This window comes from Exiguobacterium sp. s152, assembly GCF_018618335.1.
Taxonomy (GTDB): domain Bacteria; phylum Bacillota; class Bacilli; order Exiguobacteriales; family Exiguobacteriaceae; genus Exiguobacterium; species Exiguobacterium chiriqhucha.
In genome coordinates, this window is record NZ_JACSLX010000010.1 from 30,159 (window position 1) to 53,721 (window position 23,563).

General features: G+C 48.1%; 40 protein-coding genes. All 40 read left to right on the forward strand.

Features of this window, described 5'->3' with window-relative positions; translation table 11 throughout:
* The first annotated feature begins 76 nt into the window (after positions 1 to 76).
* Positions 77 to 1,264 (forward strand): elongation factor Tu, encoded by a 1,188-nt coding sequence (gene tuf / locus KNP72_RS13885; protein WP_021066602.1) that lies wholly within the window; start codon positions 77 to 79, stop codon positions 1,262 to 1,264.
* 109 nt (positions 1,265 to 1,373) lie between these two features.
* Complete coding sequence (locus KNP72_RS13890) at positions 1,374 to 1,883, forward strand: hypothetical protein (RefSeq protein WP_214834067.1); 510 nt, start codon at positions 1,374 to 1,376, stop codon at positions 1,881 to 1,883.
* Between the two features lie 378 nt (positions 1,884 to 2,261).
* The gene (gene rpsJ / locus KNP72_RS13895) at positions 2,262 to 2,570 is read left to right on the forward strand and encodes a 30S ribosomal protein S10 (protein WP_021066604.1); all 309 of its coding nucleotides are present in this window, start codon (positions 2,262 to 2,264) and stop codon (positions 2,568 to 2,570) included.
* A 61-nt stretch (positions 2,571 to 2,631) separates the two neighbouring features.
* On the forward strand, positions 2,632 to 3,258 hold the full coding sequence (rplC, locus tag KNP72_RS13900) for a 50S ribosomal protein L3 (RefSeq protein ID WP_021066605.1): 627 nt from the start codon (positions 2,632 to 2,634) through the stop codon (positions 3,256 to 3,258).
* Between the two features lie 28 nt (positions 3,259 to 3,286).
* Positions 3,287 to 3,910: a 50S ribosomal protein L4 gene (gene rplD / locus KNP72_RS13905; protein WP_021066606.1), complete on the forward strand. Its 624-nt coding sequence runs from the start codon at positions 3,287 to 3,289 to the stop codon at positions 3,908 to 3,910.
* Positions 3,910 to 4,191, forward strand: coding sequence for a 50S ribosomal protein L23 (gene rplW / locus KNP72_RS13910; protein WP_021066607.1), 282 nt, complete (start codon positions 3,910 to 3,912; stop codon positions 4,189 to 4,191). The genes rplD and rplW overlap by 1 nt, the downstream gene beginning before the upstream one ends.
* Before the next feature lie 34 nt (positions 4,192 to 4,225).
* Positions 4,226 to 5,056, forward strand: a complete 831-nt coding sequence (gene rplB / locus KNP72_RS13915) for a 50S ribosomal protein L2 (protein WP_021066608.1) — start codon at positions 4,226 to 4,228, stop codon at positions 5,054 to 5,056.
* Between the two features lie 66 nt (positions 5,057 to 5,122).
* Positions 5,123 to 5,398 (forward strand): 30S ribosomal protein S19, encoded by a 276-nt coding sequence (gene rpsS / locus KNP72_RS13920; protein ID WP_012727673.1) that lies wholly within the window; start codon positions 5,123 to 5,125, stop codon positions 5,396 to 5,398.
* Between the two features lie 20 nt (positions 5,399 to 5,418).
* Positions 5,419 to 5,751, forward strand: a complete 333-nt coding sequence (rplV, locus tag KNP72_RS13925; protein ID WP_021066609.1) for a 50S ribosomal protein L22 — start codon at positions 5,419 to 5,421, stop codon at positions 5,749 to 5,751.
* 13 nt (positions 5,752 to 5,764) lie between these two features.
* Positions 5,765 to 6,424, forward strand: coding sequence for a 30S ribosomal protein S3 (rpsC, locus tag KNP72_RS13930; protein WP_021066610.1), 660 nt, complete (start codon positions 5,765 to 5,767; stop codon positions 6,422 to 6,424).
* Positions 6,425 to 6,456: 32 nt separating this feature from the next.
* Positions 6,457 to 6,894 carry a 50S ribosomal protein L16 gene (gene rplP / locus KNP72_RS13935; RefSeq protein ID WP_016508922.1) on the forward strand — a complete coding sequence of 146 codons (438 nt, stop codon included), beginning with the start codon at positions 6,457 to 6,459 and terminating at the stop codon, positions 6,892 to 6,894.
* Positions 6,881 to 7,084 (forward strand): 50S ribosomal protein L29, encoded by a 204-nt coding sequence (gene rpmC / locus KNP72_RS13940; protein ID WP_012727669.1) that lies wholly within the window; start codon positions 6,881 to 6,883, stop codon positions 7,082 to 7,084. Before rplP ends, rpmC begins: the two co-directional genes overlap by 14 nt.
* Positions 7,085 to 7,117: 33 nt before the next feature.
* Positions 7,118 to 7,378, forward strand: coding sequence for a 30S ribosomal protein S17 (gene rpsQ, locus KNP72_RS13945; protein WP_021066611.1), 261 nt, complete (start codon positions 7,118 to 7,120; stop codon positions 7,376 to 7,378).
* Positions 7,379 to 7,421: 43 nt separating this feature from the next.
* Positions 7,422 to 7,790, forward strand: coding sequence for a 50S ribosomal protein L14 (gene rplN / locus KNP72_RS13950; protein WP_012727667.1), 369 nt, complete (start codon positions 7,422 to 7,424; stop codon positions 7,788 to 7,790).
* A gap of 37 nt (positions 7,791 to 7,827) precedes the next feature.
* Positions 7,828 to 8,136, forward strand: coding sequence for a 50S ribosomal protein L24 (rplX, locus tag KNP72_RS13955; protein WP_021066612.1), 309 nt, complete (start codon positions 7,828 to 7,830; stop codon positions 8,134 to 8,136).
* Between the two features lie 32 nt (positions 8,137 to 8,168).
* Positions 8,169 to 8,708: a 50S ribosomal protein L5 gene (gene rplE, locus KNP72_RS13960; protein ID WP_016508927.1), complete on the forward strand. Its 540-nt coding sequence runs from the start codon at positions 8,169 to 8,171 to the stop codon at positions 8,706 to 8,708.
* Between the two features lie 20 nt (positions 8,709 to 8,728).
* Positions 8,729 to 8,998: a 30S ribosomal protein S14 gene (gene rpsN, locus KNP72_RS13965; protein WP_021066613.1), complete on the forward strand. Its 270-nt coding sequence runs from the start codon at positions 8,729 to 8,731 to the stop codon at positions 8,996 to 8,998.
* A gap of 31 nt (positions 8,999 to 9,029) precedes the next feature.
* The gene (rpsH, locus tag KNP72_RS13970) at positions 9,030 to 9,428 is read left to right on the forward strand and encodes a 30S ribosomal protein S8 (protein ID WP_021066614.1); all 399 of its coding nucleotides are present in this window, start codon (positions 9,030 to 9,032) and stop codon (positions 9,426 to 9,428) included.
* A gap of 33 nt (positions 9,429 to 9,461) precedes the next feature.
* Positions 9,462 to 10,001, forward strand: a complete 540-nt coding sequence (gene rplF / locus KNP72_RS13975) for a 50S ribosomal protein L6 (protein WP_021066615.1) — start codon at positions 9,462 to 9,464, stop codon at positions 9,999 to 10,001.
* Positions 10,002 to 10,035: 34 nt separating this feature from the next.
* Positions 10,036 to 10,398, forward strand: a complete 363-nt coding sequence (rplR, locus tag KNP72_RS13980) for a 50S ribosomal protein L18 (RefSeq protein ID WP_012727661.1) — start codon at positions 10,036 to 10,038, stop codon at positions 10,396 to 10,398.
* Positions 10,399 to 10,418: 20 nt separating this feature from the next.
* Positions 10,419 to 10,919, forward strand: coding sequence for a 30S ribosomal protein S5 (gene rpsE, locus KNP72_RS13985; RefSeq protein ID WP_034817136.1), 501 nt, complete (start codon positions 10,419 to 10,421; stop codon positions 10,917 to 10,919).
* A 15-nt stretch (positions 10,920 to 10,934) separates the two neighbouring features.
* Complete coding sequence (gene rpmD / locus KNP72_RS13990; protein WP_214709841.1) at positions 10,935 to 11,120, forward strand: 50S ribosomal protein L30; 186 nt, start codon at positions 10,935 to 10,937, stop codon at positions 11,118 to 11,120.
* 31 nt (positions 11,121 to 11,151) lie between these two features.
* The gene (gene rplO / locus KNP72_RS13995) at positions 11,152 to 11,592 is read left to right on the forward strand and encodes a 50S ribosomal protein L15 (RefSeq protein ID WP_021066618.1); all 441 of its coding nucleotides are present in this window, start codon (positions 11,152 to 11,154) and stop codon (positions 11,590 to 11,592) included.
* A complete protein-coding gene (secY, locus tag KNP72_RS14000; protein ID WP_021066619.1) occupies positions 11,592 to 12,881 on the forward strand; it encodes a preprotein translocase subunit SecY in 1,290 nt (429 codons plus the stop codon). Before rplO ends, secY begins: the two co-directional genes overlap by 1 nt.
* 78 nt (positions 12,882 to 12,959) lie before the next feature.
* Positions 12,960 to 13,610: an adenylate kinase gene (locus KNP72_RS14005; RefSeq protein ID WP_029594431.1), complete on the forward strand. Its 651-nt coding sequence runs from the start codon at positions 12,960 to 12,962 to the stop codon at positions 13,608 to 13,610.
* Positions 13,607 to 14,365 (forward strand): type I methionyl aminopeptidase, encoded by a 759-nt coding sequence (map, locus tag KNP72_RS14010; RefSeq protein WP_021066621.1) that lies wholly within the window; start codon positions 13,607 to 13,609, stop codon positions 14,363 to 14,365. Before KNP72_RS14005 ends, map begins: the two co-directional genes overlap by 4 nt.
* A gap of 105 nt (positions 14,366 to 14,470) precedes the next feature.
* Positions 14,471 to 14,689, forward strand: a complete 219-nt coding sequence (gene infA, locus KNP72_RS14015) for a translation initiation factor IF-1 (protein WP_021066622.1) — start codon at positions 14,471 to 14,473, stop codon at positions 14,687 to 14,689.
* Positions 14,690 to 14,719: 30 nt separating this feature from the next.
* Positions 14,720 to 14,833, forward strand: a complete 114-nt coding sequence (gene rpmJ, locus KNP72_RS14020) for a 50S ribosomal protein L36 (protein ID WP_003156543.1) — start codon at positions 14,720 to 14,722, stop codon at positions 14,831 to 14,833.
* A gap of 19 nt (positions 14,834 to 14,852) precedes the next feature.
* Positions 14,853 to 15,218, forward strand: coding sequence for a 30S ribosomal protein S13 (gene rpsM, locus KNP72_RS14025; RefSeq protein ID WP_021066623.1), 366 nt, complete (start codon positions 14,853 to 14,855; stop codon positions 15,216 to 15,218).
* 16 nt (positions 15,219 to 15,234) lie between these two features.
* Positions 15,235 to 15,630 (forward strand): 30S ribosomal protein S11, encoded by a 396-nt coding sequence (rpsK, locus tag KNP72_RS14030; protein ID WP_021066624.1) that lies wholly within the window; start codon positions 15,235 to 15,237, stop codon positions 15,628 to 15,630.
* Between the two features lie 92 nt (positions 15,631 to 15,722).
* Positions 15,723 to 16,667, forward strand: coding sequence for a DNA-directed RNA polymerase subunit alpha (locus tag KNP72_RS14035; protein ID WP_021066625.1), 945 nt, complete (start codon positions 15,723 to 15,725; stop codon positions 16,665 to 16,667).
* A gap of 24 nt (positions 16,668 to 16,691) precedes the next feature.
* Entirely contained in the window at positions 16,692 to 17,045 is a 354-nt protein-coding gene (rplQ, locus tag KNP72_RS14040; RefSeq protein WP_012727650.1) for a 50S ribosomal protein L17, read from the forward strand.
* A 69-nt stretch (positions 17,046 to 17,114) separates the two neighbouring features.
* The gene (locus KNP72_RS14045; protein WP_029594432.1) at positions 17,115 to 17,951 is read left to right on the forward strand and encodes an energy-coupling factor transporter ATPase; all 837 of its coding nucleotides are present in this window, start codon (positions 17,115 to 17,117) and stop codon (positions 17,949 to 17,951) included.
* Entirely contained in the window at positions 17,927 to 18,805 is an 879-nt protein-coding gene (locus tag KNP72_RS14050; RefSeq protein WP_214720364.1) for an energy-coupling factor transporter ATPase, read from the forward strand. The genes KNP72_RS14045 and KNP72_RS14050 overlap by 25 nt, the downstream gene beginning before the upstream one ends.
* A complete protein-coding gene (locus KNP72_RS14055; RefSeq protein WP_214834070.1) occupies positions 18,802 to 19,593 on the forward strand; it encodes an energy-coupling factor transporter transmembrane component T family protein in 792 nt (263 codons plus the stop codon). The genes KNP72_RS14050 and KNP72_RS14055 overlap by 4 nt, the downstream gene beginning before the upstream one ends.
* Complete coding sequence (truA, locus tag KNP72_RS14060; RefSeq protein ID WP_214720366.1) at positions 19,590 to 20,330, forward strand: tRNA pseudouridine(38-40) synthase TruA; 741 nt, start codon at positions 19,590 to 19,592, stop codon at positions 20,328 to 20,330. Before KNP72_RS14055 ends, truA begins: the two co-directional genes overlap by 4 nt.
* 154 nt (positions 20,331 to 20,484) lie before the next feature.
* Positions 20,485 to 20,922, forward strand: a complete 438-nt coding sequence (rplM, locus tag KNP72_RS14065; protein ID WP_021066630.1) for a 50S ribosomal protein L13 — start codon at positions 20,485 to 20,487, stop codon at positions 20,920 to 20,922.
* Between the two features lie 25 nt (positions 20,923 to 20,947).
* Positions 20,948 to 21,340 (forward strand): 30S ribosomal protein S9, encoded by a 393-nt coding sequence (gene rpsI, locus KNP72_RS14070; protein WP_021066631.1) that lies wholly within the window; start codon positions 20,948 to 20,950, stop codon positions 21,338 to 21,340.
* A 142-nt stretch (positions 21,341 to 21,482) separates the two neighbouring features.
* Positions 21,483 to 22,514 (forward strand): Mrp/NBP35 family ATP-binding protein, encoded by a 1,032-nt coding sequence (locus tag KNP72_RS14075; protein ID WP_021066632.1) that lies wholly within the window; start codon positions 21,483 to 21,485, stop codon positions 22,512 to 22,514.
* A 10-nt stretch (positions 22,515 to 22,524) separates the two neighbouring features.
* The gene (locus KNP72_RS14080; RefSeq protein WP_029594433.1) at positions 22,525 to 23,169 is read left to right on the forward strand and encodes a KinB-signaling pathway activation protein; all 645 of its coding nucleotides are present in this window, start codon (positions 22,525 to 22,527) and stop codon (positions 23,167 to 23,169) included.
* Positions 23,170 to 23,563: the final 394 nt, after the last annotated feature.

Below are 23,563 nucleotides of genomic sequence, written 5' to 3' on the forward strand. Positions count from 1 at the left end.
AGGACGTATGTTAAAAGTAGCCTACGTCTTCCTAGTTAAATAAAAAACTAATTGTCTAATAGAGGAGGAATCTAGAATGGGTAAAGAAAAATTCGACCGTTCTAAACCGCACGTTAACGTTGGTACAATCGGCCACGTCGACCACGGTAAAACAACTTTGACTGCAGCGATCTCAGCTGTACTTTCAAAAGCACAAGGGAAAACAGCTACAAAGTTTGACGCAATCGATGGTGCTCCTGAAGAGCGTGAGCGCGGTATCACAATCGCAACAGCTCACATCGAGTACGAAACTGACAAACGCCACTATGCACACGTTGACTGCCCAGGTCACGCTGACTATGTTAAAAACATGATCACTGGTGCTGCACAAATGGACGGCGCGATCCTCGTTGTTTCGGCAACTGATGGCCCAATGCCACAAACACGTGAGCACATCCTTCTTTCACGTCAAGTAGGTGTTCCTTTCATCGTCGTATTCATGAACAAAGTTGACATGGTGGACGACGAAGAACTCCTTGAGCTCGTTGAAATGGAAATCCGTGAACTTCTTTCTGAGTACGACTTCCCAGGCGACGACCTCCCTGTAATCAAAGGTTCTGCACTTGGCGCGCTTAACGGCGAACCACAGTGGGAAGAAAAAATCATGGAACTCATGAACGCAGTTGATGAGTACATCCCTGAGCCAGTTCGTGACACGGACAAAGAATTCATGATGCCAGTTGAGGACGTATTCTCAATCACTGGTCGCGGTACTGTAGCGACTGGTCGTGTTGAGCGTGGTGTTCTCCGCGTCAACGACGAAGTTGAAATCGTTGGTCTTACAGAAGAAACTAAGAAAACTGTATGTACTGGTGTAGAGATGTTCCGTAAGCTTCTTGACTACGCTGAAGCTGGCGACAACATCGGTGCTCTTCTCCGTGGTGTATCACGTGAAGACATCGAGCGTGGACAAGTACTTGCTAAGCCAGGTTCAATCACGCCGCACTCAAAGTTCAAAGCTTCAATCTACGTTCTTTCTAAAGAAGAGGGTGGCCGTCACACGCCATTCTTCGCGAACTACCGTCCGCAGTTCTACTTCCGTACAACTGACGTAACAGGTATCGTTCACCTTCCAGAAGGTACTGAAATGGTAATGCCAGGAGACAACATCGAGTTGACGATCGAATTGATTTCTACAATCGCGATCGAAGACGGAACACGTTTCTCAATCCGTGAGGGTGGCCGTACAGTAGGCGCTGGTTCAGTAACTGAAATCATCGAGTAATCGATTGATACACTGACCTTTCAAGCAGTCCGCATTTTGCGGGCTGCTTTTTTGTTTTATGGCGAGACGTGGTAAGATGGGACATATGTTGCAGGAAGGGGTGACGAGGATGGAAAAACAAGTCGAGACGTTATGCCGGCTGAACGGGATTGCGTGTCGGTTCGGTGGGTCGACGTTATTGAAGCATCATGGACTCATCGAAACGACGAATGACTTGGATGTATTCGTGGAGCCGGATCAATTCGAACGATTGGATCAAGTGTTGAGCCGAGTCGGCGAGAAAGTCGAAACGAAACCGCATGCCGACTACATGACGACATACTTTAGTGAATATGTGTTTGAAGGGGGCGACATCGATGTGATGGCCAGTTTCCGGATGAAGTGTACCGATGGGAATTATACGCATCCCTACATTGAACCGGTCGGCAGCTGGATGCGACTCGAAGAGTGGGTCGTGCTGTATACGGTCATCGGTCGGGAAGATCAGCTTAATCGACTGGCGGATTATTTTGAGACGCATGAGCTCAACGAAGGGATCGTCCAAGCATGCCTCAAACGAGCCCCCGCCTCGGTCATTGAAGCCGTCACCGAACGCTTCGGAACCTATATGAAACGCTAGGTCGAGTTGGCACGGCGGTTCTCGAAAGAAATAGTTCAACAAAAGAAGGAAAATAGCTTGCAAATGGGTTCGAATCTTGTTACATTAGTGAACGTTGAACAACTCATCAGACATCCGGCATAATTAAAAAATCAAATCTTGCATTTCATATGTAGATTCGATATAATGATTAAGTGTTTGTGCGAGTGGTGAGAGACTTTACAGCAGAAATCGGGTCCAATCGTTGATTTGCAATGATCGGATACCTCTGCTGACACAAGCACGCTGCGATGAAGCGGGAGGTTATGACACGCCAGGCAGCTTTGCCATGGCCGGTGTGGAAATTTCCGCGGAGAACTGTCTATTTTTAAAAATAGGCGACAAAGGAGGGAAACTTACATGGCAAATGAAAAAATCCGTATTCGTTTAAAAGCATACGACCATCGCGTACTCGATCAATCAGCTGAGAAAATCGTTGATACTGCGAAGCGTTCAGGTGCAAAGGTTTCGGGACCAATCCCGCTTCCAACTGACAAATCGATCTACACGATCCTTCGTGCCGTTCACAAGTACAAAGATGCTCGTGAACAGTTCGAAATGCGTACACACAAACGCTTGATCGACATCGTTAACCCAACACCAAAAACGGTTGATGCGCTTATGCGTCTCGAATTACCATCAGGTGTGGACATCGAAATCAAACTTTAATTCTTCATATAGTAGATACTAGCCAGAAGAGACAATAATTATTAAACAGGAGGTGTATCTCATGGCTAAAGGAATCTTAGGAACAAAACTCGGTATGACTCAAATCTTCAACGAAGCAGGCGAAGTCGTACCAGTAACAGTAGTTGCTGTCGAAGGAAACGTCGTTCTTCAACTTAAAACGGTTGAAACAGACGGTTACGAGGCACTTCAACTCGGTTTCGGAGACATCAAAGAATCACGTCAAAACAAACCAGCAAAAGGTCACGCTGCGAAAGCAAGTGCGACACCTAAGCGCTTCATCAAAGAGATTCGTACTTCAGTAGAAGGATACGAAATCGGTCAAGAGATCAAGGCGGACATTTTCGCTGCAGGTGAATTAGTAGACGTAACAGGTACATCGAAAGGTAAAGGATTCCAAGGTGCGATCAAGCGTCACGGACAATCACGTGGACCAATGGCTCACGGTTCGCGCTACCACCGTCGTCCTGGTTCGATGGGTCCTGTAGCTCCTAACCGCGTATTTAAAGGGAAGCTTCTTCCTGGTCAAATGGGTGGCGAGCGTAAAACGATTCAAAACCTTGAAGTTGTCAAAGTTGACGTGGAACGCGGCCTTGTACTCGTTAAAGGCGCAATCCCAGGCGCTCGCAAGTCGAACGTCATCATCAAAACAGCGGTAAAGGGTAACTAATTAACTGCACGGAAAGGAGGAATTACGAATGCCTAAAGTAGCTTTGCTTAACCAAACAGGTTCACAAGTTGGCGAAATCGAATTGGCAGAAGCCATCTTCGGTATCGAGCCAAATGACTCAGTACTTTATGACGCGATCGTTATGCAACAAGCATCACGCCGTCAAGGTACTCACGATACGAAAGGTCGCTCGGAAGTACGCGGTGGCGGCCGTAAACCATGGAAACAAAAGGGAACTGGTCGTGCGCGCCAAGGTTCTATCCGCTCACCACAATGGGTTGGTGGTGGTACAGTCTTCGGTCCAACACCACGTTCATACTCTTACAAGCTTCCTAAAAAAGTTCGTCGTCTTGCACTTCTCTCGGCTTTGTCGTCAAAAGTGAAAAACAACGAAATGATCGTCCTCGAAGGCCTTGCTTTCGATGCACCAAAAACAAAAGATATGGTCGCTGTACTTCTTGGCCTATCAGTAGAACGTAAGGCTCTTGTAGTCACAGCGGACTACAATGAGACTATCGCTCTCGCAGCTCGTAACATCCCAGGAGTGACTGTGATCGAAGCAGCCGGCGTTAACGTTCTTGACCTCGTTGCTAACGACAAAGTCATCTTCACTAAAGATGCGGTTGCGAAGGTAGAGGAGGTGCTTGCATAATGGCTCAAGCATACGATATCATCAAACGTCCTATCATCACTGAGCGTTCTGTTAGCCTCATGGAAGCTAACAAATACGTTTTCGAGATCGACGTTAAAGCGACTAAATCACAAGTGAAGCACGCTATCGAAACAATCTTCAACGTGAAAGTTGCTTCGGTAAACACAATGAACATGAAACCGAAAGCGAAACGTGTCGGTCGTCACTCTGGTTACACATCGCGTCGTAAAAAAGCGATCGTAACTCTTGCTGAAGGCAACACAATCGACTTCCTCGGTTAATTTACTACCTTAGAAGAAAAGGAGGGAATCCTCGATGGCAATTAAAAAGTTTAAGCCGACCACTAACGGTCGCCGTAACATGACATCTCTCGACTTTGCAGAGATCACAACGAATCGCCCTGAAAAATCGTTAACTGAAAAGCTTTCGAAAAAAGGCGGTCGTAACAACCAAGGTCGTTTGACAGTACGTCACCAAGGTGGCGGACACAAACGTAAATACCGTATCATCGATTTCAAACGTAACAAAGATGGCATCGTCGGACGCGTTGCTACGATCGAATACGATCCAAACCGTTCAGCAAACATCGCCCTCATCAACTATGCAGATGGTGAGAAACGTTACATCCTCGCTCCTAAGGGCATCAAAGTAGGCATGGAAATCATGGCTGGCCCAGAAGCGGATATCAAAGTGGGGAACGCTCTTCCACTTATGAACATCCCTGTCGGTACTACTATCCACAACATCGAGCTTAAGCCTGGTAAGGGCGGTCAGCTTGTTCGTGCGGCTGGTGCATCGGCACAAATCCAAGGACGTGACGGCAAGTACGTTATCGTTCGTCTTCAATCAGGTGAATCACGCTTGTTCCTCGGCACTTGCCGCGCGACAGTCGGTTCAGTTGGTAACGAAGAACACGAACTAGTAAACATCGGTAAAGCAGGACGTTCACGTTGGTTAGGCAAACGCCCAACAGTACGTGGTTCTGTAATGAACCCGGTTGATCACCCACACGGTGGTGGTGAAGGTCGTGCGCCAATCGGTCGTTCGGGCCCACTTACTCCTTGGGGTAAACCAGCTCTTGGTCTTAAAACACGTAAGAAAAACAAATCGAGCGACATGTACATCCTTCGTCGCCGTAAGAAATAATTACTACATGATTCTCGGGCGGTTCGAAAGGGCCGTTCCCGAATCATTCCAAAGGGAGGTTCTATCATGGGTCGCAGCTTGAAAAAAGGTCCATTCGCAGATCACCATTTGCTCGCTAAAGTTGACAAACTTAACGAATCTGGTGAGAAGCAAGTCATCAAAACTTGGTCACGTCGCTCGACAATCTTCCCAGAATTCATGGGTCACACGTTCGGTGTACACGATGGTCGTAAACACGTACCAGTATTCGTGACAGAAGACATGGTCGGTCACAAACTTGGTGAATTCGCTCCAACACGTACGTACAAAGGTCACGGATCAGACAAGAAAACGAAACGGTAATTTGAGGGGAGGTCAAATCCATGCAAGCTAAAGCATCAGCTAATATGGTCCGTCTTGCTCCTCGCAAAGCACGTCTCGTTGTAGACTTAATTCGCGGGAAACAAGTCGGCGAAGCGCTCTCTGTCCTTGCTCACACGAACAAGGCAGCGTCGCCAATCGTTGAAAAAGTATTGAAGTCAGCGATTGCAAACGCAGAGCACAACTACGATATGAATATTGAGAACCTTGTAGTGTCGGAAATCTTCGTCAACGAAGGTCCAACACTCAAACGCTTCCGCCCACGTGCGATGGGTCGCGCAAGCCGCATTAACAAACGCACAAGCCACATCCACATCGTGGTAACTGAGAAATAAGGAGGGATATGTAGTGGGTCAAAAGGTAAATCCGCACGGTCTTCGCGTTGGTATTATCAAAGACTGGGATTCGCGTTGGTACGCTGAGAAAGACTACGCAGATCTCCTTCATGAAGACTTCGTTATTCGTGAATACATCGAAAACAAAATGAAGGATGCTAGTGTTTCTAAAGTAGAAATCGAACGCGCTGCAAATCGCGTAAACATTTCACTTCACACTGCGAAACCAGGTATGGTTATCGGTAAAGGTGGTTCGGAAATCGAATCACTCCGTAAAAACATCATCAAGCTTGCTGAAGGCAAACGTGTTCACATCAACGTTGTTGAAGTGAAAAACGCGGACGCTGTCGCTAAACTTGTTGCTGAAAACATCGCTCGTCAATTGGAAGGCCGTGTGTCATTCCGTCGTGCAATGAAACAATCAATCCAACGTTCGATGCGCACTGGCATCAAAGGGATCAAAACAGAAGTTTCTGGTCGTCTTGGTGGCGCTGATATCGCTCGTTCAGAGAAGTACTCGGAAGGAACAGTTCCACTTCACACACTCCGTGCCGATATCGACTACGGAACAGCTGAAGCTGACACAACTTATGGTAAAATCGGGATTAAAGTCTGGTTGTACCATGGTGAAGTTCTTCCAACAAAAAACAACACAGCTAAAAACGCTGAATAATAAACACTCTTTCAGGAAGGAGGCAACACACTATGTTGTTACCTAAACGCGTGAAATATCGTCGTGTACACCGTGGTAAAATGCGCGGAAATGCAAAACGCGGCACAACAGTTCATTTCGGTGAATTCGGTCTCCAATCGCTCGAAGCGAGCTGGATCACAAACCGTCAAATCGAATCAGCACGTATCGCAATGACACGTTATATGAAACGTGGTGGTAAAGTGTGGATCAAGATCTTCCCACACAAGCCATACACGAAAAAGCCTCTCGAAGTCCGAATGGGTTCGGGTAAAGGTGCTCCAGAAGGCTGGGTAGCTGTAGTTAAGCCTGGCAAAGTTATGTTTGAAATCGCGGGTGTATCTGAGGAAGTAGCACGTGAGGCGCTTCGTCTTGCTGCACACAAACTTCCAGTTAAATGTAAGTTCGTGAAACGTGAAGAAAATGGTGGTGATACGAATGAAAGCAACTGATCTCCGTCAATCAACAACTGAAGAGCTCAACGGTAAAGTAGGCGAGTGGAAAGAAGAACTCTTTAACCTTCGTTTCCAATTGGCTACAGGTCAGCTTGAGAATCCTGCTCGTATCCGTGAAGTACGCAAGTCGATTGCGCGTGCTAAAACGATTCTTCGTGAACGCGAACTCGGCATCAACAACGGCTAATCTAATCGGATTCTTTAAGAGGAGGTAACACTCATGGAACGCAATAAGCGTAAAGTACTCACTGGACGCGTCGTGTCTGACAAAATGGACAAAACGATCGTCGTTGCAGTTGAAACAAAAGTACGTCATAAGCTTTATGGCAAACGTGTAAACTACACGAAGAAATTTAAAGCACACGATGAGAACAATGTCGCTAAAATCGGCGATGTGGTACGCATCGCGGAAACACGTCCGCTTTCTAAAGACAAACGTTTCCGTCTCGTAACAGTAGTAGAAGAGTCAGTAATCATCTAATAACAGTTCGGATCTATAAACATCCGGAGGGAGGTACACTCGCATGATTCAACAAGAATCTCGCTTGAAAGTAGCAGACAACTCTGGCGCGCGTGAACTGTTGACAATTAAAGTCCTCGGTGGTTCAGGTCGTAAGACTGCCAACATCGGTGACATTATCGTCGCAACGGTAAAACAAGCAACACCAGGTGGCGTTGTTAAAAAAGGTGACGTTGTCAGAGCAGTTGTCGTTCGTACAAAACGCGGCGCTCGTCGTAAAGATGGTTCGTACATCCGTTTCGATGAGAACGCAGCAGTCATCATCAAAGATGACAAGAGCCCACGCGGCACTCGGATCTTCGGGCCAGTTGCACGTGAACTTCGTGAAAAAGAATTCATGAAGATCGTTTCGTTGGCACCGGAAGTACTTTAATTTCCAATTTCAATCCTATAAGGAGGTGCGCAAAACGATGCATGTTAAAAAAGGCGATACAGTCCAGGTAATGTCTGGTAAAGATAAAGGCAAGCAAGGGGTTATCCTCAAAGCTATGCCAAGCAAGAACCGCGTAGTCGTAGAAGGTATCAACGTGATTAAAAAACACTCGAAACCATCACAAGCGAATCCACAAGGCGGTATCCTTGAAATCGAAGCACCAATTCACGTCTCGAACGTCATGCCACTCGACCCTAAAACGGGCAAACCAACTCGCGTTGGTTTCAAAGTAGTCGATGGTAAAAAAGTTCGTGTCGCGAAATCGGGCGAAGTACTCGATAAATAAGAAGAACGTGACGAAAGGAGGTCCATTCGACTATGAACCGTTTGCAAGAGAAGTATAAAAGCGACATCGTGAAAGCGATGATGGATAAATTCAACTATGACTCAGTTATGCAAGTCCCACAGGTCGACAAGATCGTCATCAACATGGGTGTAGGTGACGCTGTTTCGAACTCGAAGGCTCTTGACATGGCAGTGGAAGAATTATCAATTCTTTCTGGTCAAAAACCACTCGTAACGAAGGCTAAGAAATCAATCGCTGGTTTCAAACTTCGTGAAGGCATGCCAATCGGTGCGAAGGTTACTCTTCGTGGCGAGCGTATGTACGATTTCCTCGACAAATTGGTAACTGTTTCACTTCCACGTGTACGTGACTTCCGTGGTGTATCGAAGAAAGCATTCGACGGACGCGGTAACTACACGCTTGGTGTGAAAGAGCAACTTATTTTCCCTGAGATCGATTACGATAAAGTAACAAAAGTACGCGGTATGGATATCGTTGTTGTTACAACAGCGAACACAGACGAAGAAGCTCGTGAATTGCTCACACTTCTCGGAATGCCATTCCAAAAATAATCTAAAGGGAGGTCGACAACATGGCTAAAAAGTCAATGGTGAATCGCGAACAAAAACGCGAGAAACTCGTTGCCCAGTACGCTGAGAAACGTGCACAATTGAAAGCTGAAGGCGACTACATCGGACTCAGCAAATTGCCACGTAACTCTTCACCTGTGCGTCTTCATAACCGTTGCCGCATCACAGGTCGTCCACATGGTTACATGGGTAAATTCGGGATCAGCCGTATCAAGTTCCGTGATCTTGCATACAAAGGTCAAATCCCTGGTGTTAAAAAAGCAAGTTGGTAATCCACTAACAGTGTGAAAGGAGGTACATCGCATGGTAATGACAGACCCAATTGCAGATATGCTTACACGTATCCGTAACGCTAACATGGTTCGCCATGAAAAATTAGAGCTTCCAGCTTCTAATATCAAACGTGAGGTTGCAGAGATCCTCAAGCGTGAAGGTTTCATTCGCGATGTTGAATATATCGAGGACGCTAAGCAAGGTACACTTCGTTTGTTCCTTAAATACGGAGCAAGCAACGAACGTGTTATCACTGGTCTCAAACGCATTTCGAAACCAGGTCTTCGTGTATACGCAAAAGCAGATGAAGTACCAAAAGTACTCGGAGGACTCGGTATCGCAGTTCTTTCGACATCAAAAGGTCTTATGACTGATAAAGAAGCTCGCCAACAACAAGTCGGCGGCGAAGTGCTCGCCTACATCTGGTAAGTCACTTTTCTAACAAGAACGGAGGTGTAATCAATGTCACGTATTGGTAAAAAACCAGTTACGATTCCAGCTGGCGTTACTGTATCGGTTGCAGAAGACAACACGGTCACAGTAAAAGGTGCTAAAGGTGAACTTTCGCTTTCAGCTAACCCGGCCTTGGAAATCAAAGTTGAAGAAAACGAATTGACTGTTGTTCGTCCGGATGACTCGAAAGAGAACCGTACGATCCACGGTACGACACGTGCCCTTATCGCCAACATGGTGGAAGGTGTGTCTAACGGATTCCAGAAAACACTTGAGATCTCAGGGGTTGGTTACCGTGCAGCTAAGCAAGGTAACAAACTCGTCCTCAGCCTCGGTTACTCGCACCCAATCGAGTACGTTGCTGAAGAAGGTATCGAGATTGAAGTTCCTTCAAACACGCAAATCATCGTTAAAGGGATTAACAAAGAGCGCGTCGGTCACGTTGCAGCTCAAATCCGCTCGTACCGTGCTCCAGAACCTTACAAAGGTAAAGGTGTTCGTTACTCTGATGAACGTATTCGCCGTAAAGAAGGTAAGACTGGTAAGTAATTCGTCACGAAATGAACGGAAAGGAGTGGCATAAATGATCACAAAAGCAGACAAAAATGCAGTTCGTAAGAAACGTCATGCTCGTGTACGTCGTACGATCACGGGGACAGCAGCTCGTCCACGTTTGAACGTATTCCGCTCGAGCAAGCACATCTACGTTCAACTCATCGATGATGCAGCACAAACAACGCTTGTGTCAGCATCTTCGAAAGATAAAGCTCTCGATCTTACAAACGGCGGCAACGTTGAAGCAGCGAAAGCTGTTGGTAAACTTGCAGCTGAACGTGCACTCGAGAAAGGTATCGACACTGTTGTGTTCGACCGTGGTGGATACCTCTATCATGGCCGCGTCAAAGCTGTTGCTGAAGCAGCTCGTGAAGCAGGTCTTAAATTCTAACAAAAAGGAGGGGACACTCGATGCGCCAGTTAGACGTTAACATGGAACAACTCGAAGAACGCGTTGTTACCGTAAACCGCGTCGCGAAAGTCGTGAAAGGTGGCCGTCGCTTCCGTTTCGCCGCTCTCGTCGTCGTAGGTGACAAGAATGGTCACGTCGGTTTCGGTACAGGTAAGGCACAAGAGGTGCCAGAAGCGATCCGCAAGGCTATTGAAGCCGCTAAGAAAAACATGGTTCAAGTACCGATGGTCGGTACAACAATTCCACACGAAATCACAGGAGTATTCGGAGCAGGTCGTGTATTCATGAAACCAGCTTCTGAAGGTACTGGGGTTATCGCAGGTGGACCAGTTCGTGCAGTGCTCGAACTTGCAGGTGTAGGTGACATCCTTTCGAAATCGCTTGGATCTAACACACCAATCAACATCGTCCGTGCGACGGTACAAGGCTTGACAGAGCTTAAAAAAGCAGAGGAAGTTGCTAAACTACGCGGTAAAAGCGTAGAAGAACTTCTTAAATAAGGGAGGGAATTAGACATGGCGAAACTCGCAATCACCCTCACACGCAGCATCATTGGTCGTCCTGAGGATCAGCGTGTAACAGTACGTACACTCGGTCTTCGTAAAATGCATCAGACTGTCGTTGTCCCTGACAACGTAGCGATGCGTGGTATGATCAAAAAGGTGTCGCACCTTGTGACTGTAAACGAAATCAACGAATAATCCAGATTTTATTAAATAAGGAGGTGCCACTATGAAACTCCATGAATTGAAGCCAACTCCAGGTTCGCGTCACGAACGCAACCGTGTCGGTCGCGGTATGGCGACTGGTAACGGTAAAACTTCTGGCCGTGGACATAAAGGTCAAAAAGCTCGTTCGGGCGGTGGCGTTCGTCCAGGATTTGAAGGTGGGCAAAACCCACTTTACCGTCGTCTTCCAAAACGCGGTTTCAACAACCCTACTCGTAAAGAGTATGCAGTTGTTTCCCTAGACACGCTTAACCGTTTCGAAGCAGGTACTGAAGTTACTCCAGAACTCTTAATCGAGACTGGTGTTGTCAGCTCTGCTAAAGACGGAATCAAAGTACTTGCTAACGGCAAGCTTGAAACAAAATTGACTGTAAAAGCCAACAAATTCTCGGGTGCAGCGAAAGAAGCGATCGAAGCAGCTGGCGGTTCAGTTGAGGTGATCTGATGTTTCAGACGATCTCCAATATGTGGCGCGTGAAAGATATTCGACAGCGTATTCTCTTCACACTCGCAATCATCATCATTTTCCGCATCGGGGCCCATATCCCGGTGCCGATGGTGAATACGGATGTGTTGCGTTTTGACTCAGGAGGTCTACTCGACTTCTTGAACTTGTTTGGAGGAAATGCTTTACAGAACTTCTCCCTGTTCGCAATGGGGATCATGCCGTATATTACGGCATCGATCGTTGTGCAGCTCTTACAAATGGACGTCGTTCCGAAGTTTGCCGAATGGGCAAAACAAGGCGAGTCTGGACGTAAAAAGCTAGCGACGGTCACGCGCTATGGGACGATCATCTTAGGGTTTATTCAAGCGACTTCATTGTCGTTTGGATTTAACCGCCTCTATCCAGGTCTCGTCAATGAGACGTGGGGCACGGCAACCTATTTCGTGATCGCGATCGTACTGACTGCCGGTACGGCGTTCTTGATGTTCCTTGGTGAGATGACGACGGAGAAAGGTGTTGGGAATGGTATTTCCATCATTATCTTCGCCGGTATCGTCGCTGGGTTCCCAAGAATCTTCACGCAGATTTATGAGACGAAGCTCCAAAATGCTGGAGATGCGTTATTCATTAACATCGTTTACTTGGTTGTGTTATTGCTCGTTATCCTTGCGGTGACTATGGGGATCATTTATGTTCAACAGGCCGCTCGCAAAATTCCGATTCAATACGCAAAACGCACGGCGAACCGTACCCCTGTGGGCGGACAGTCGACGCACTTGCCAATCAAACTAAACGCTGCCGGTGTCATCCCGGTTATCTTCGCGATTTCCTTCATGGTGACACCACCAACTGTTGCAAGCTTCATTGCTTCTCCGGAAACGACGCAGAAGTTGCAGACCTACTTCGATACGACAGCTCCAATCGGAATGTCAATCTACGTAGCGCTCATCATCGCGTTCGCTTACTTCTATACATTCATTCAGGTCAATCCTGAACAGATGGCAGAAAACCTGCAGAAGCAAGGTGGCTATATTCCTGGGATTCGTCCTGGGGCGCAAACAGAACAGTACATCACGAAGTTGCTCTATCGTTTGACATTCTTCGGAGCGATTTTTCTATCGCTCGTTGCGATCATGCCGACAATCTTCATTAAGCTTGCCGGTCTCCCAACTTCGGTGCAAATCGGAGGAACGAGCTTGTTGATCGTGATCGGGGTAGCCCTCGAAACGATGAAACAAATCGAAAGTCAACTCGTAAAACGACACTACAAAGGCTTTATCCGTTAAAGCGGAAGGAAGGGTACACCCTTCCTTCCTGTCGTGTTTACGACGTGTTGTGAAAATCAAAACTGGAGGCTAACTGAGATGAATCTAGTACTCATGGGCTTACCGGGTGCAGGGAAAGGGACTCAAGCGGCTAAAATCGTTGAAGAGTACCAAATCCCACACATTTCGACAGGCGACATGTTTCGTGCGGCAATCAAAGGCGGAACGCCACTCGGCAAAGAAGCAAAATCGTTCATGGATAAAGGCGAACTCGTACCGGATGAGGTAACAATCGGAATCGTACGTGAGCGTTTGAGTCAAGATGATACGAAAAACGGCTTCCTACTCGATGGATTCCCGCGTACTGTTGCTCAAGCAGAGGCACTCGAAAGTTTGCTTAAAGATTTGGGAAAACAGATTGACCATGTCGTGAATATCGATGTGGATGCGGAAATTCTCGTCCCGCGTTTGACAGGTCGTTGGATCTGCCCGACGTGCGGTGCGACATATCATGTGATCTTCAACCCACCTAAAGTGGAAGGCATCTGTGATGTGGATGGGTCGGCTCTCATGCAACGTGAAGACGATAAAGAGGAAACGGTCCGCCGTCGCCTTGACGTCAACATCGAGCAATCGAAACCACTCATTGACTTTTACGCTGAAAAAGGGTATCTTCGTACATTGGATGGAGATCGTCCAATCGATGTCGTATACGCCGATGTCAAAGCGTTACTCGGTGGTACTGAATGATCATCACGAAGACGCCTCGTGAAATAGCGATTATGCGTGAGGCTGGGCAAATTGTTGCTCGAACACACCAGGTGCTCAAAGAGCACATCAAACCAGGTATTACGACGCTTGAGCTCGACCGGATCGCGGAAGAATACATTCGCAGCCAAGGTGCGACACCGTCGTTCAAAGGCTACAACGGGTTTACCGGTAGCGTTTGTGCTTCAGTGAACGAAGAGCTTGTTCATGGGATTCCCGGAAAGCGGGTATTGAACGATGGAGATATCATCTCAATCGACATCGGTGCCTACTATAACGGATACCATGGAGATTCCGCTTGGACGTATCCAGTGGGAACAATCTCAGCAGAGACGCAGCAGTTACTTGACGTAACTGAAGAAAGTCTGTATAAAGGATTGGAGCACGCTAAGGCTGGGCAGCGTCTGACAGACATTTCGCATGCGATTCAAGCGTATGTGGAATCTCATGATTTCTCTGTCGTCCGCGAATACGTCGGTCATGGTGTCGGACAAAATTTGCATGAAGAACCGCAAATTCCGCACTATGGTCCACCGGGGAAAGGGCCGCGCCTGAAGACTGGAATGACGTTAGCCATTGAACCAATGGTCAATGCTGGTCAACGCTATGTTCGAACACTGGCTGACAACTGGACAGTTGTGACAGTGGACGGTAGCATGTGCGCCCACTTTGAGCACACCATCGCCATCACAGACGATGGATACGAGATTTTAACGAAACTCGATTCCGGTGAATGAGGCTCTATTGCTTCGTGCTGATCCGTAACGGATCCTTCTCTCACAGTACAATGCGATAGATCGTCTGTGCTCCTAAATATCTTCATATAGAAAGGGGAATAAATGATGGCGAAACAAGATGTCATTGAAGTGGAAGGCACTGTTGTCGAACCACTTCCAAACGCAATGTTTAAAGTGGAGTTAGAAAACGGCCACACGGTGCTCGCGCACGTCTCAGGGAAAATTCGGATGCACTATATTCGAATCCTTCCAGGTGACCGCGTAACTGTCGAGTTGTCTCCGTACGACTTGACTCGCGGGCGGATTACGTACCGTTACAAGTAACTCCGATTTTTCCAGGAGGAGGGTATAATCATGAAAGTAAGACCGTCGGTAAAACCGATCTGCGAAAAATGTAAAGTTATTCGTCGTAAGGGTAAAGTAATGGTAATTTGCGAAAACCCGAAACACAAACAAAAACAAGGTTAATCTAAGAGGAGGTGCACACATGGCACGTATTGCTGGTGTAGATATTCCACGCGAAAAACGTATCGTTATTTCGCTCACATACATCTTTGGTATTGGTAAAACAAGAGCACAAGAAATTTTGAAGACTGCAAACGTATCTGAAGATTCACGCACACGTGATTTGACAGAAGACGAAATCAACCGTATCCGTGAAGCAATTGACGGAATCAAAGTTGAAGGTGACCTTCGTCGTGAAGTTTCACTCAACATTAAACGTTTGATTGAAATCGGCGCTTATCGCGGTGTTCGTCACCGTCGTAGTCTCCCTGTTCGCGGACAAAACACGAAGAACAACTCGCGTACTCGTAAAGGCCCACGCCGTACAGTAGCGAACAAGAAGAAGTAAAGGAGGGAATTGAACAATGGCGAAACGTAAGCAAAATGTACGTTCAAAACGTAAAGTCAAAAAACATGTTGAAGTCGGTGTGGTACACATCCGTTCTACTTTCAACAACACAATCATTACAATCACTGACACGCAAGGTAACGCGATCTCATGGGCTACTTCTGGTAACCTTGGATTTAAAGGATCACGTAAATCGACTCCGTTCGCAGCACAATTGGCTGCTGAAACTGCAGCGAAAGTTGCAATGGACAACGGTATGCGTACAGTAGAAGTTAACGTTAAAGGTCCTGGTGCTGGACGTGAAGCGGCTATCCGTGCCCTCCAAGCTACTGGTCTTGAAGTAACTGCAATCCGTGACGTAACACCAGTTCCGCACAACGGTTGCCGCCCTCCAAAACGTCGCCGCGTATAATCGCTTGTGCGTGTGAAGGGCTTACCTAGCACAAACAGCATATACAATGCAGCTCGCGCTGCATGGCAGGATACACTCAAGGAGGGGTTCAGATGATCGAGATTGAAAAACCAAAGATCGAAACGGTCGAAATCAGCGAGGATGCTACGTTTGGTAAATTCGTGGTGGAACCGCTTGAACGTGGATATGGCACGACTCTCGGCAACTCACTACGTCGAATTCTTTTGTCATCGCTCCCTGGTGCAGCGGTAACAGCGGTTCAAATCGATGGCGTACTTCATGAGTTCTCTACGATTGACGGAGTCGTCGAAGACGTCACGCAAATCGTACTTAACCTCAAGAAGTTGGCACTCAAAGTGTACTCGGACGAAGAGAAAACGCTTGAGATTAACGTTTCAAGTGCCGGTGCTGTCACTGCGGCAGACATTACCCATGATAGCGACGTTGAAATCTTGAATCCTGAGCTCCACATCGCGACTCTCGCTGACAACGCGACGCTTCGCATGCGTTTGACTGCTCGCCGTGGCCGTGGTTACGTCCAGGCAGAAGATAACAAACGTGATGATATGCCGATTGGCGTAATTCCAATCGATTCGATCTACACACCGATTCAACGCGTGAACTACGAAGTAGATAAAACACGTGTCGGTCAAGATGCTAGCTTCGATAAGCTTCTATTAGACGTGTGGACAGATGGTTCAATCCGTCCGGAAGAAGCGGTATCGCTCGGGGCGAAAATTTTGACAGAACACTTGAACATCTTTGTTGGCTTGACTGACGAAGCTCTCAATGCAGAAATTATGGTCGAGAAAGAAGAAGACCAAAAAGAAAAAGTACTCGAAATGACGATTGAAGAACTCGATCTCTCAGTTCGTTCGTACAACTGCTTGAAGCGCGCTGGCATCAACACGGTTCAAGAACTCGCAAACAAATCAGAGGAAGAGATGATGAAAGTTCGTAACCTCGGACGTAAATCACTCGAAGAAGTTCAACTCAAGTTGGACGAACTCGGTTTGGGCTTGCGTAAAGAAGACTAAGTTCAAACGAAGGAGGGAAATGTAATGGCTTATTCGAAACTCGGCCGTACAAGCTCGCAACGTAAGGCACTTTTACGTGATCTTGCAACTGACCTTATTATCAACGAGCGCATTCAAACAACTGAACAAAAAGCGAAAGAACTTCGCCCAGTCGTTGAAAAATTGATCACTCTTGGGAAACGTGGCGATCTTCATGCCCGTCGTCAAGTAGCTTCATTCGTTCGCAAAGAGAACGCTGGAGAAAAAGACGCAATCCAAAAATTGTTCGAAGACGTGGCACCACGCTACGCTGAACGTCAAGGTGGATACACACGCATCATGAAAGTCGGCCCACGCCGCGGTGACGGTGCGGAAGTCGTAATCATCGAACTCGTCTAATTCATTAGGCAGTCAACAGGGCATGCGGTGACGTATTGCCCTGTTTCCACATCGGAAAGGAGTCGGCAGATGGAATCTCAAATTATGGTACGCGATATCGTGTTTCGTTACCCGGGACAGACCGAGCCAGCCCTCAATGGGTTGTCACTCGACGTATACAAAGGGGAATGGCTCGCAATCGTTGGCCATAACGGTTCTGGTAAGTCGACTTTGACGAAGTTGTGGAATGGGCTTTTGCTTCCTCAAGAAGGAGAAGTCCGGGTTGAGGCACTCGATCCAACGGACGCCACAGACGTGTGGGACGTTCGGAAACGGATCGGTGTCGTCTTCCAAAATCCCGACAACCAGTTTGTCGGGGCGACCGTGCGCGATGATGTGGCATTCTCTCTCGAAAACATGGGGCTTCCACGTCAAGAAATGGTTCGTCGAATTGATGACAGTCTAGCGCGCGTTGGATTATCGGAACTAGCGGACCGTGAACCGCATCAGTTATCCGGTGGACAAAAGCAGCGTGTTGCGATTGCTTCGGCTCTCGCAATGCGCCCGCATGTCCTCGTGCTCGATGAAGCTACCTCGATGCTTGACCCGATTGGGCGCAAAGAGGTGATTGAAACGGTGCAACAGCTTGTCTCAGAAGGGATGACCGTTGTCGCCATTACCCACGAGCTCGACGAAGTGTTGTTTGCCGACCGTATCATTGCATTGTCGAAAGGCAAGATTGCGATGACTGGCACACCCGAAGACGTGTTTCAAAATCCGGAGGCGTTACGAGCCATTCAGCTCGACGTACCGTTTATTGTCCGGATGCAACTCGAACTGAAGGAACGGGGCATACCACTCGATCGTCTGATGCTACAACATTCGGAGTTGGTGAACCATCTATGCCGATTAGCATTGAAGAAGTGACTTACCAATATCAATTGAATACTCCGTTTGAACGAACCGCGCTGCGCGATGTGAATGTGATGATTCCGTCGGGGGCGCTTGTTGCGTTTCTTGGCCATACCGGCTCTGGGAAATCAACGCTCGTTCAACATATGAACGGCCTGTTGCGGCCGACAAAAGGTCGTGTCGTCGTCGATGACATCGAAGTCCGTGCAATCACGAAGCGTCGCGATAAAAAGCAAAGCTTACTCCCGCTTCGGCGCCGCGTTGGGCTCGTCTTTCAATATCCGGAACATCAATTATTTGAAGAGACGGTCGAACGCGACGTCATGTTCGGCCCACGTAACTTCGGGGCGTCTGAAGACGAAGCGAAAGAACGGGCCCATGTCGCCTTACGCCTTGTCGGGCTCGATGAAGCGCTTTGGAGCCGTTCGCCGTTCGATCTCTCAGGCGGACAGATGCGCCGTGTCGCTATCGCCGGAGTACTCGCGAGCCGTCCGGACGTTCTCGTCGTGGATGAACCGACGGCAGGGCTCGACCCGCTCGGTCGTCGCGAGATGCTGGCGTTATTCAAACAATTAAAACAAGAACTCGATTTGACACTCATCCTCGTCTCGCACGATATGGATGACGTGTTGGCCTATGCGGAACGTGTCGTCGTCATGGAACGCGGACAGGTCGCCTTTGACGGAGATCCGTTCGACTTATTCAAAGACGAGGCGCTCGTCGAGACGCTCCAGCTCGAGATTCCACACGTGCTCCGTTTCGCCAATGAACTTGCCCCAGTGTTTGGTGTCGACACACCGTCGCTCCGAACAGAGCACGAATTGGCGGACTGGATTGCGTTCGAGCTAGGAAGGGGGAGAGCGACTTGATTATCGGACAGTACATTCCCGGACACTCGTGGCTCCACACACTCGACGCGCGGGCGAAGACGTTGTTTATCCTCGCCTTCATCCCAATCGTCTTTTTGGCGGATAACTTGTGGACGAACGTATTCTTGCTCGGTTTCACGTTGTTCGCCGTGCGATTGTCTCAACTGTCGTGGCGGTATTTATGGAACGGACTGAAGATGATTCTATTCCTGATCCTATTTACGCTGTTGTTGCAGTTGTTCTTTAATCGCGAGGGAACCGAGTTGATTTCATTCGGACCGTTCGCAATTTATTCGGAAGGTGTCCGCATGGGCTTAATCGTCTCGCTCCGTTTCTTCTATCTCGTCATGCTGACGACGCTCGTGACGCTGACGACGACACCGATGGAACTGACCGACTCGATTGAGGCCGGGCTCCGCCCGCTCGAACGCTTTAAAGTACCGGCGCATGAGATCGCCCTCATGTTGTCGATCTCGCTCCGGTTCTTGCCGACGTTGGCCGACGAGACGGATCGAATCATGAAGGCCCAACAGGCACGAGGGGTCGATTTGAAGAGCGGTCCCATCATGGATCGCCTCAAGGCAGTCGTCCCGCTCATGATCCCTTTATTCGTATCTGCGTTTAAACGCGCTGAGGACCTCGCTACGGCGATGGAAGCTCGAGGGTACCGTGGGGGTGAAGGACGGACACGATTGCGTGAGATGACGTGGCATCGTCGTGATACGGCGTTACTCCTCATCTTTGTCATCGTGACACTCATTCTAATCGGATTGCGAGGGATTGGATGAAGCGAATCAAACTGACGGTAGCGTATGACGGGACGAACTATGCGGGCTACCAGGTACAACCGAATGGAAACACGATTCAAGCCGAAGTGGAGGCCGTCTTGGCGCGGATGCATAGCCGAGCCGTGAAAGTCGTGGCCTCGGGCCGTACGGATGCCCGGGTCCACGCGAGGGGGCAAGTCTTGCATTTCGATACGCACCTCTCGATGCCGGTCGACCGGTTCGTCAAAGCGTTGAATGCGATGTTACCGGATGATATCCTCGTCCAAGCGGCCGAAGAGGTCGATGCTTCGTTTCACGCACGGTACGGGGCGAAACGGAAAGAGTATCGCTATTTCTTTCGAGGCGACGCCGATCCGTTCCGACGCCACCATGCCGTGACGGTCACGTATACGCTCGATCATGAGCGGATGCGCCAGGCGCTTCGTCTATTAGTCGGGACCTACGACTTCACGTCCTTCTCGGTGACGAAGGCGGAAGTGGAGGACCGCGTCAGAACAATTTATGAAGCTGAGCTCGTTGAAGCAGGCGATGAGATGTACTTCCGATTCGTCGGCTCGGGCTTTCTCTATAACCAAGTTCGGATTATGGTTGGTACGTTGCTTGAGGTCGGGCGAGGGAAATATGAGGCGGCCGATGTGAGTCGAATGATCGCTTCTAAAGACCGGCGTAGCGCTGGGATTACAGCCCCACCGCACGGTCTATATTTGTGGAATGTGAATTATGAAAAAGTAGATTGACATTCCCCCTATAAAATCGTATTATATTCATTGGCATTTCATTTTCACATTGAGAGATGAACCACAATCTTAGCCCCGTAAACTAGGATTATGATAAAGCATCAAACAAGCACTAAAAAAATTAAGTAAACAGACATTTTAGGAGGTATTCCACATGCGCACGACATTCATGGCAAAAGCATCTGAAGTAGAACGCAAATGGCTCCTTATCGACGCAGAAGGCAAAACACTTGGTCGTTTGACTAGTGAAGTAGCATCACTTCTTCGCGGTAAGCACAAGCCGACTTTCACACCACACGTTGATTGCGGAGACCACGTCATCATCATCAACGCTGAGAAAATCCACTTGACTGGTAACAAATTGAACGACAAGATTTACTACCGTCATTCAGGTCATCCAGGCGGTTTGAAATCACAAACTGCAAAAGAGCTTCTCGCAAAACGTCCAGAGCGTATGCTTGAACTCGCAATCAAAGGGATGCTTCCAAAAGGATCACTTGGACGTCAATCATTCAACAAACTCCACGTTTACGCTGGAGCTGAGCACAACCACGCAGCACAAAAACCAGAAGTTTACGAACTTCGCGGTTAATCGGGACACAGGGAGGAACTAAACGATGGCAGATGTACGTTACTACGGAACAGGCCGCCGCAAACACTCGGTGGCTCGCGTTCACCTCGTTGCAGGTGACGGCAAAGTTGTTGTAAATGGCCGTGATATTTCAGAATACTTCGGTCATGAGACTTTGATCATGATGGCAAAATCACCACTCGTATTGACTGAAACAGAAGGTAAATACGATGTAATCGTTAACGTTAACGGTGGTGGATTCACAGGACAAGCTGGAGCGATTCGCCACGGCGTATCACGTGCGCTTCTTCAAGCGGACCCAGAATTCCGTCCAAGCCTCAAAGAAAAAGGCTTCTTGACTCGTGACGCTCGTATGAAAGAACGTAAAAAATACGGTCTTAAAGCTGCACGTCGCGCACCACAATTCTCGAAGCGTTAATCTTCGAACAATTTGGTTCAAACTCTCTGTCCATTGGGGCGGAGAGTTTTTTTGTTGCTCATGAAATTGTTGCATTCCGTTCCCTCAAGAAAACGCTTTTTTTGATATACTGTTAGCGAGACAGAAATTAGGGGGAAACCACATGCTTACAGTAGAACAAGTTCGTGAAGAATTGGCGGGGTTGATCGATCCAACAATCAACCGTACGCTTGGAGATACAGCTGGCGTGAAGGATATTCGCATTAAAGAAGATTATGTCAGTGTTAAAGTCGCGCTCGGTCAAACCGGGAGCGGGGAACAGCTCCAACTTCAACAAGAGATTGTCACGTTGCTCAAAGGAAAAGGTTTCAAGACGGTCGGCCTCCGCTTCGAGGCGCTCAATGACGAGAGCTTGAAAGAAGCGACAAAGCCGGCAATTCTTCGTGAGAACGCAGGCACGACGTTCATCGCAATCGCATCAGGGAAAGGCGGCGTTGGGAAATCGACGGTCTCCGTCAACTTAGCCGTCGCGCTCGCGCGGGCCGGAAAAAAAGTCGGATTGATTGATGCCGACATTTATGGCTTTAGTGTGCCGGATATGCTCGGAATCGAAGAAAGACCAGTCGTACGTGGAGAAAAAATCATCCCGGTCGAGCGGTTCGGTGTGAAAGTCATTTCAATGGGCTTCTTTGTCGAAGATAACGCGCCGGTCATCTGGCGTGGACCGATGCTCGGGAAGATGCTCAATAATTTCTTTAACGACGTCGAATGGGGCGACCTAGATTACTTGCTCCTCGATTTACCGCCAGGAACGGGTGATGTCGCGCTCGATATTCATTCGATGCTCCCGGCATGCCAAGAGTTGATTGTCACGACACCGCATGCGACCGCTGCGTTCGTCGCTGCACGGGCTGGGGCGATGGCGATTAAGACGAACCACAAAGTCCTCGGCATCATTGAGAACATGGCGTACTTCGAAAGCAAAGTGACTGGAGAGAAAGAGTATGTCTTCGGTTACGGTGGAGGCGAAAAGTTGTCCGAGGCATTGAAGAGCAAGTTGCTCGCTCAAATTCCGCTCGGTCAGCCGTACGAAAACGAAGAAGACTTTGCCCCATCGGTTTATCGGGACGGGCATCCGTTTGAGAAAACATACGATGGATTGGCACAAGCGGTCATTCAACAGATAGAAGGGTAATGGTTCACAAATGAAGGTACAAGGATTTTTAAGGTTGTTTTGGACGACGCTCGTCTTCGGGACGTTGTTTGGGTTTGTGATGAACTTACTGGCCAATCCAGGTTATTTAGTGAGTCAATCTTGGGAAGCAATCGTCACGGCGCTTAGCTACTCGAGCACGTGGACGGGAATTAGCATGATGGGATTCTTTGCTTATTTGATTGTCCACCGGGTTGGATTGGACTTGTTCCGAGGACCAAGGTTATGGAATCGCGTGCAAGTGCTATTGATCGCCTTTGCGTTATTTGATGCGGTATATCTTCGCATGCTCGCGTTCGGCAACGATCATATGTGGCGCTATATAGGTGAAATGGTCGTGTTGGTGATGGTATCTTGGATTATCGCGACGAGTAAGGCGAAGCAGACGAACGCGAGTGCGTTCATCCCGACGCTCTTCTTGATGATTGTCATCACGTTGATTGAATGGATTCCAGCCCTTCAGGCGACGGATGAAATTGCTCTCTTGTGGCCGGCGTTAGCGACGCTCGTGTTTGCCAATGCGTATCAAGTCTTGATGCTGCATCGCTTCCAAGCACCTGCTCAGGCAGAGAGCGTCAAACCGTCGACAGCGGGCAAGGCCAAAACGAAGAAACGTGTGTCATCTAAATCATCATGACAGCGTACTAGTACAAGCTCAGACATTCGTCTGGGCTTGTTTGTTTAAAACGTTCTTTCGTTCAGTTACAGAGCGTAAAACAAAAAATAAAGTTTTTTTAGAAAAACAGTTGACGAAAATAGGGGGCGCTGATATATTAATAAACGTCGCTGCTGTTCACACACGGACAACAGAATGCGAATTAAAAAAATAATAAAAAACGGTTGACTTTAAAAGGTCAAATCGCTATTATTAAAAAGTCGCTAACACGACAACATTTGGTCTTTGAAAACTGAACGATGAGGCGAAAATGATTTACAATTTTCGAATGAAGCGCAAGCTTCGTCATTTTTAAAGAGCTATATCAAATTCTTTGGAGAGTTTGATCCTGGCTCAGGACGAACGCTGGCGGCGT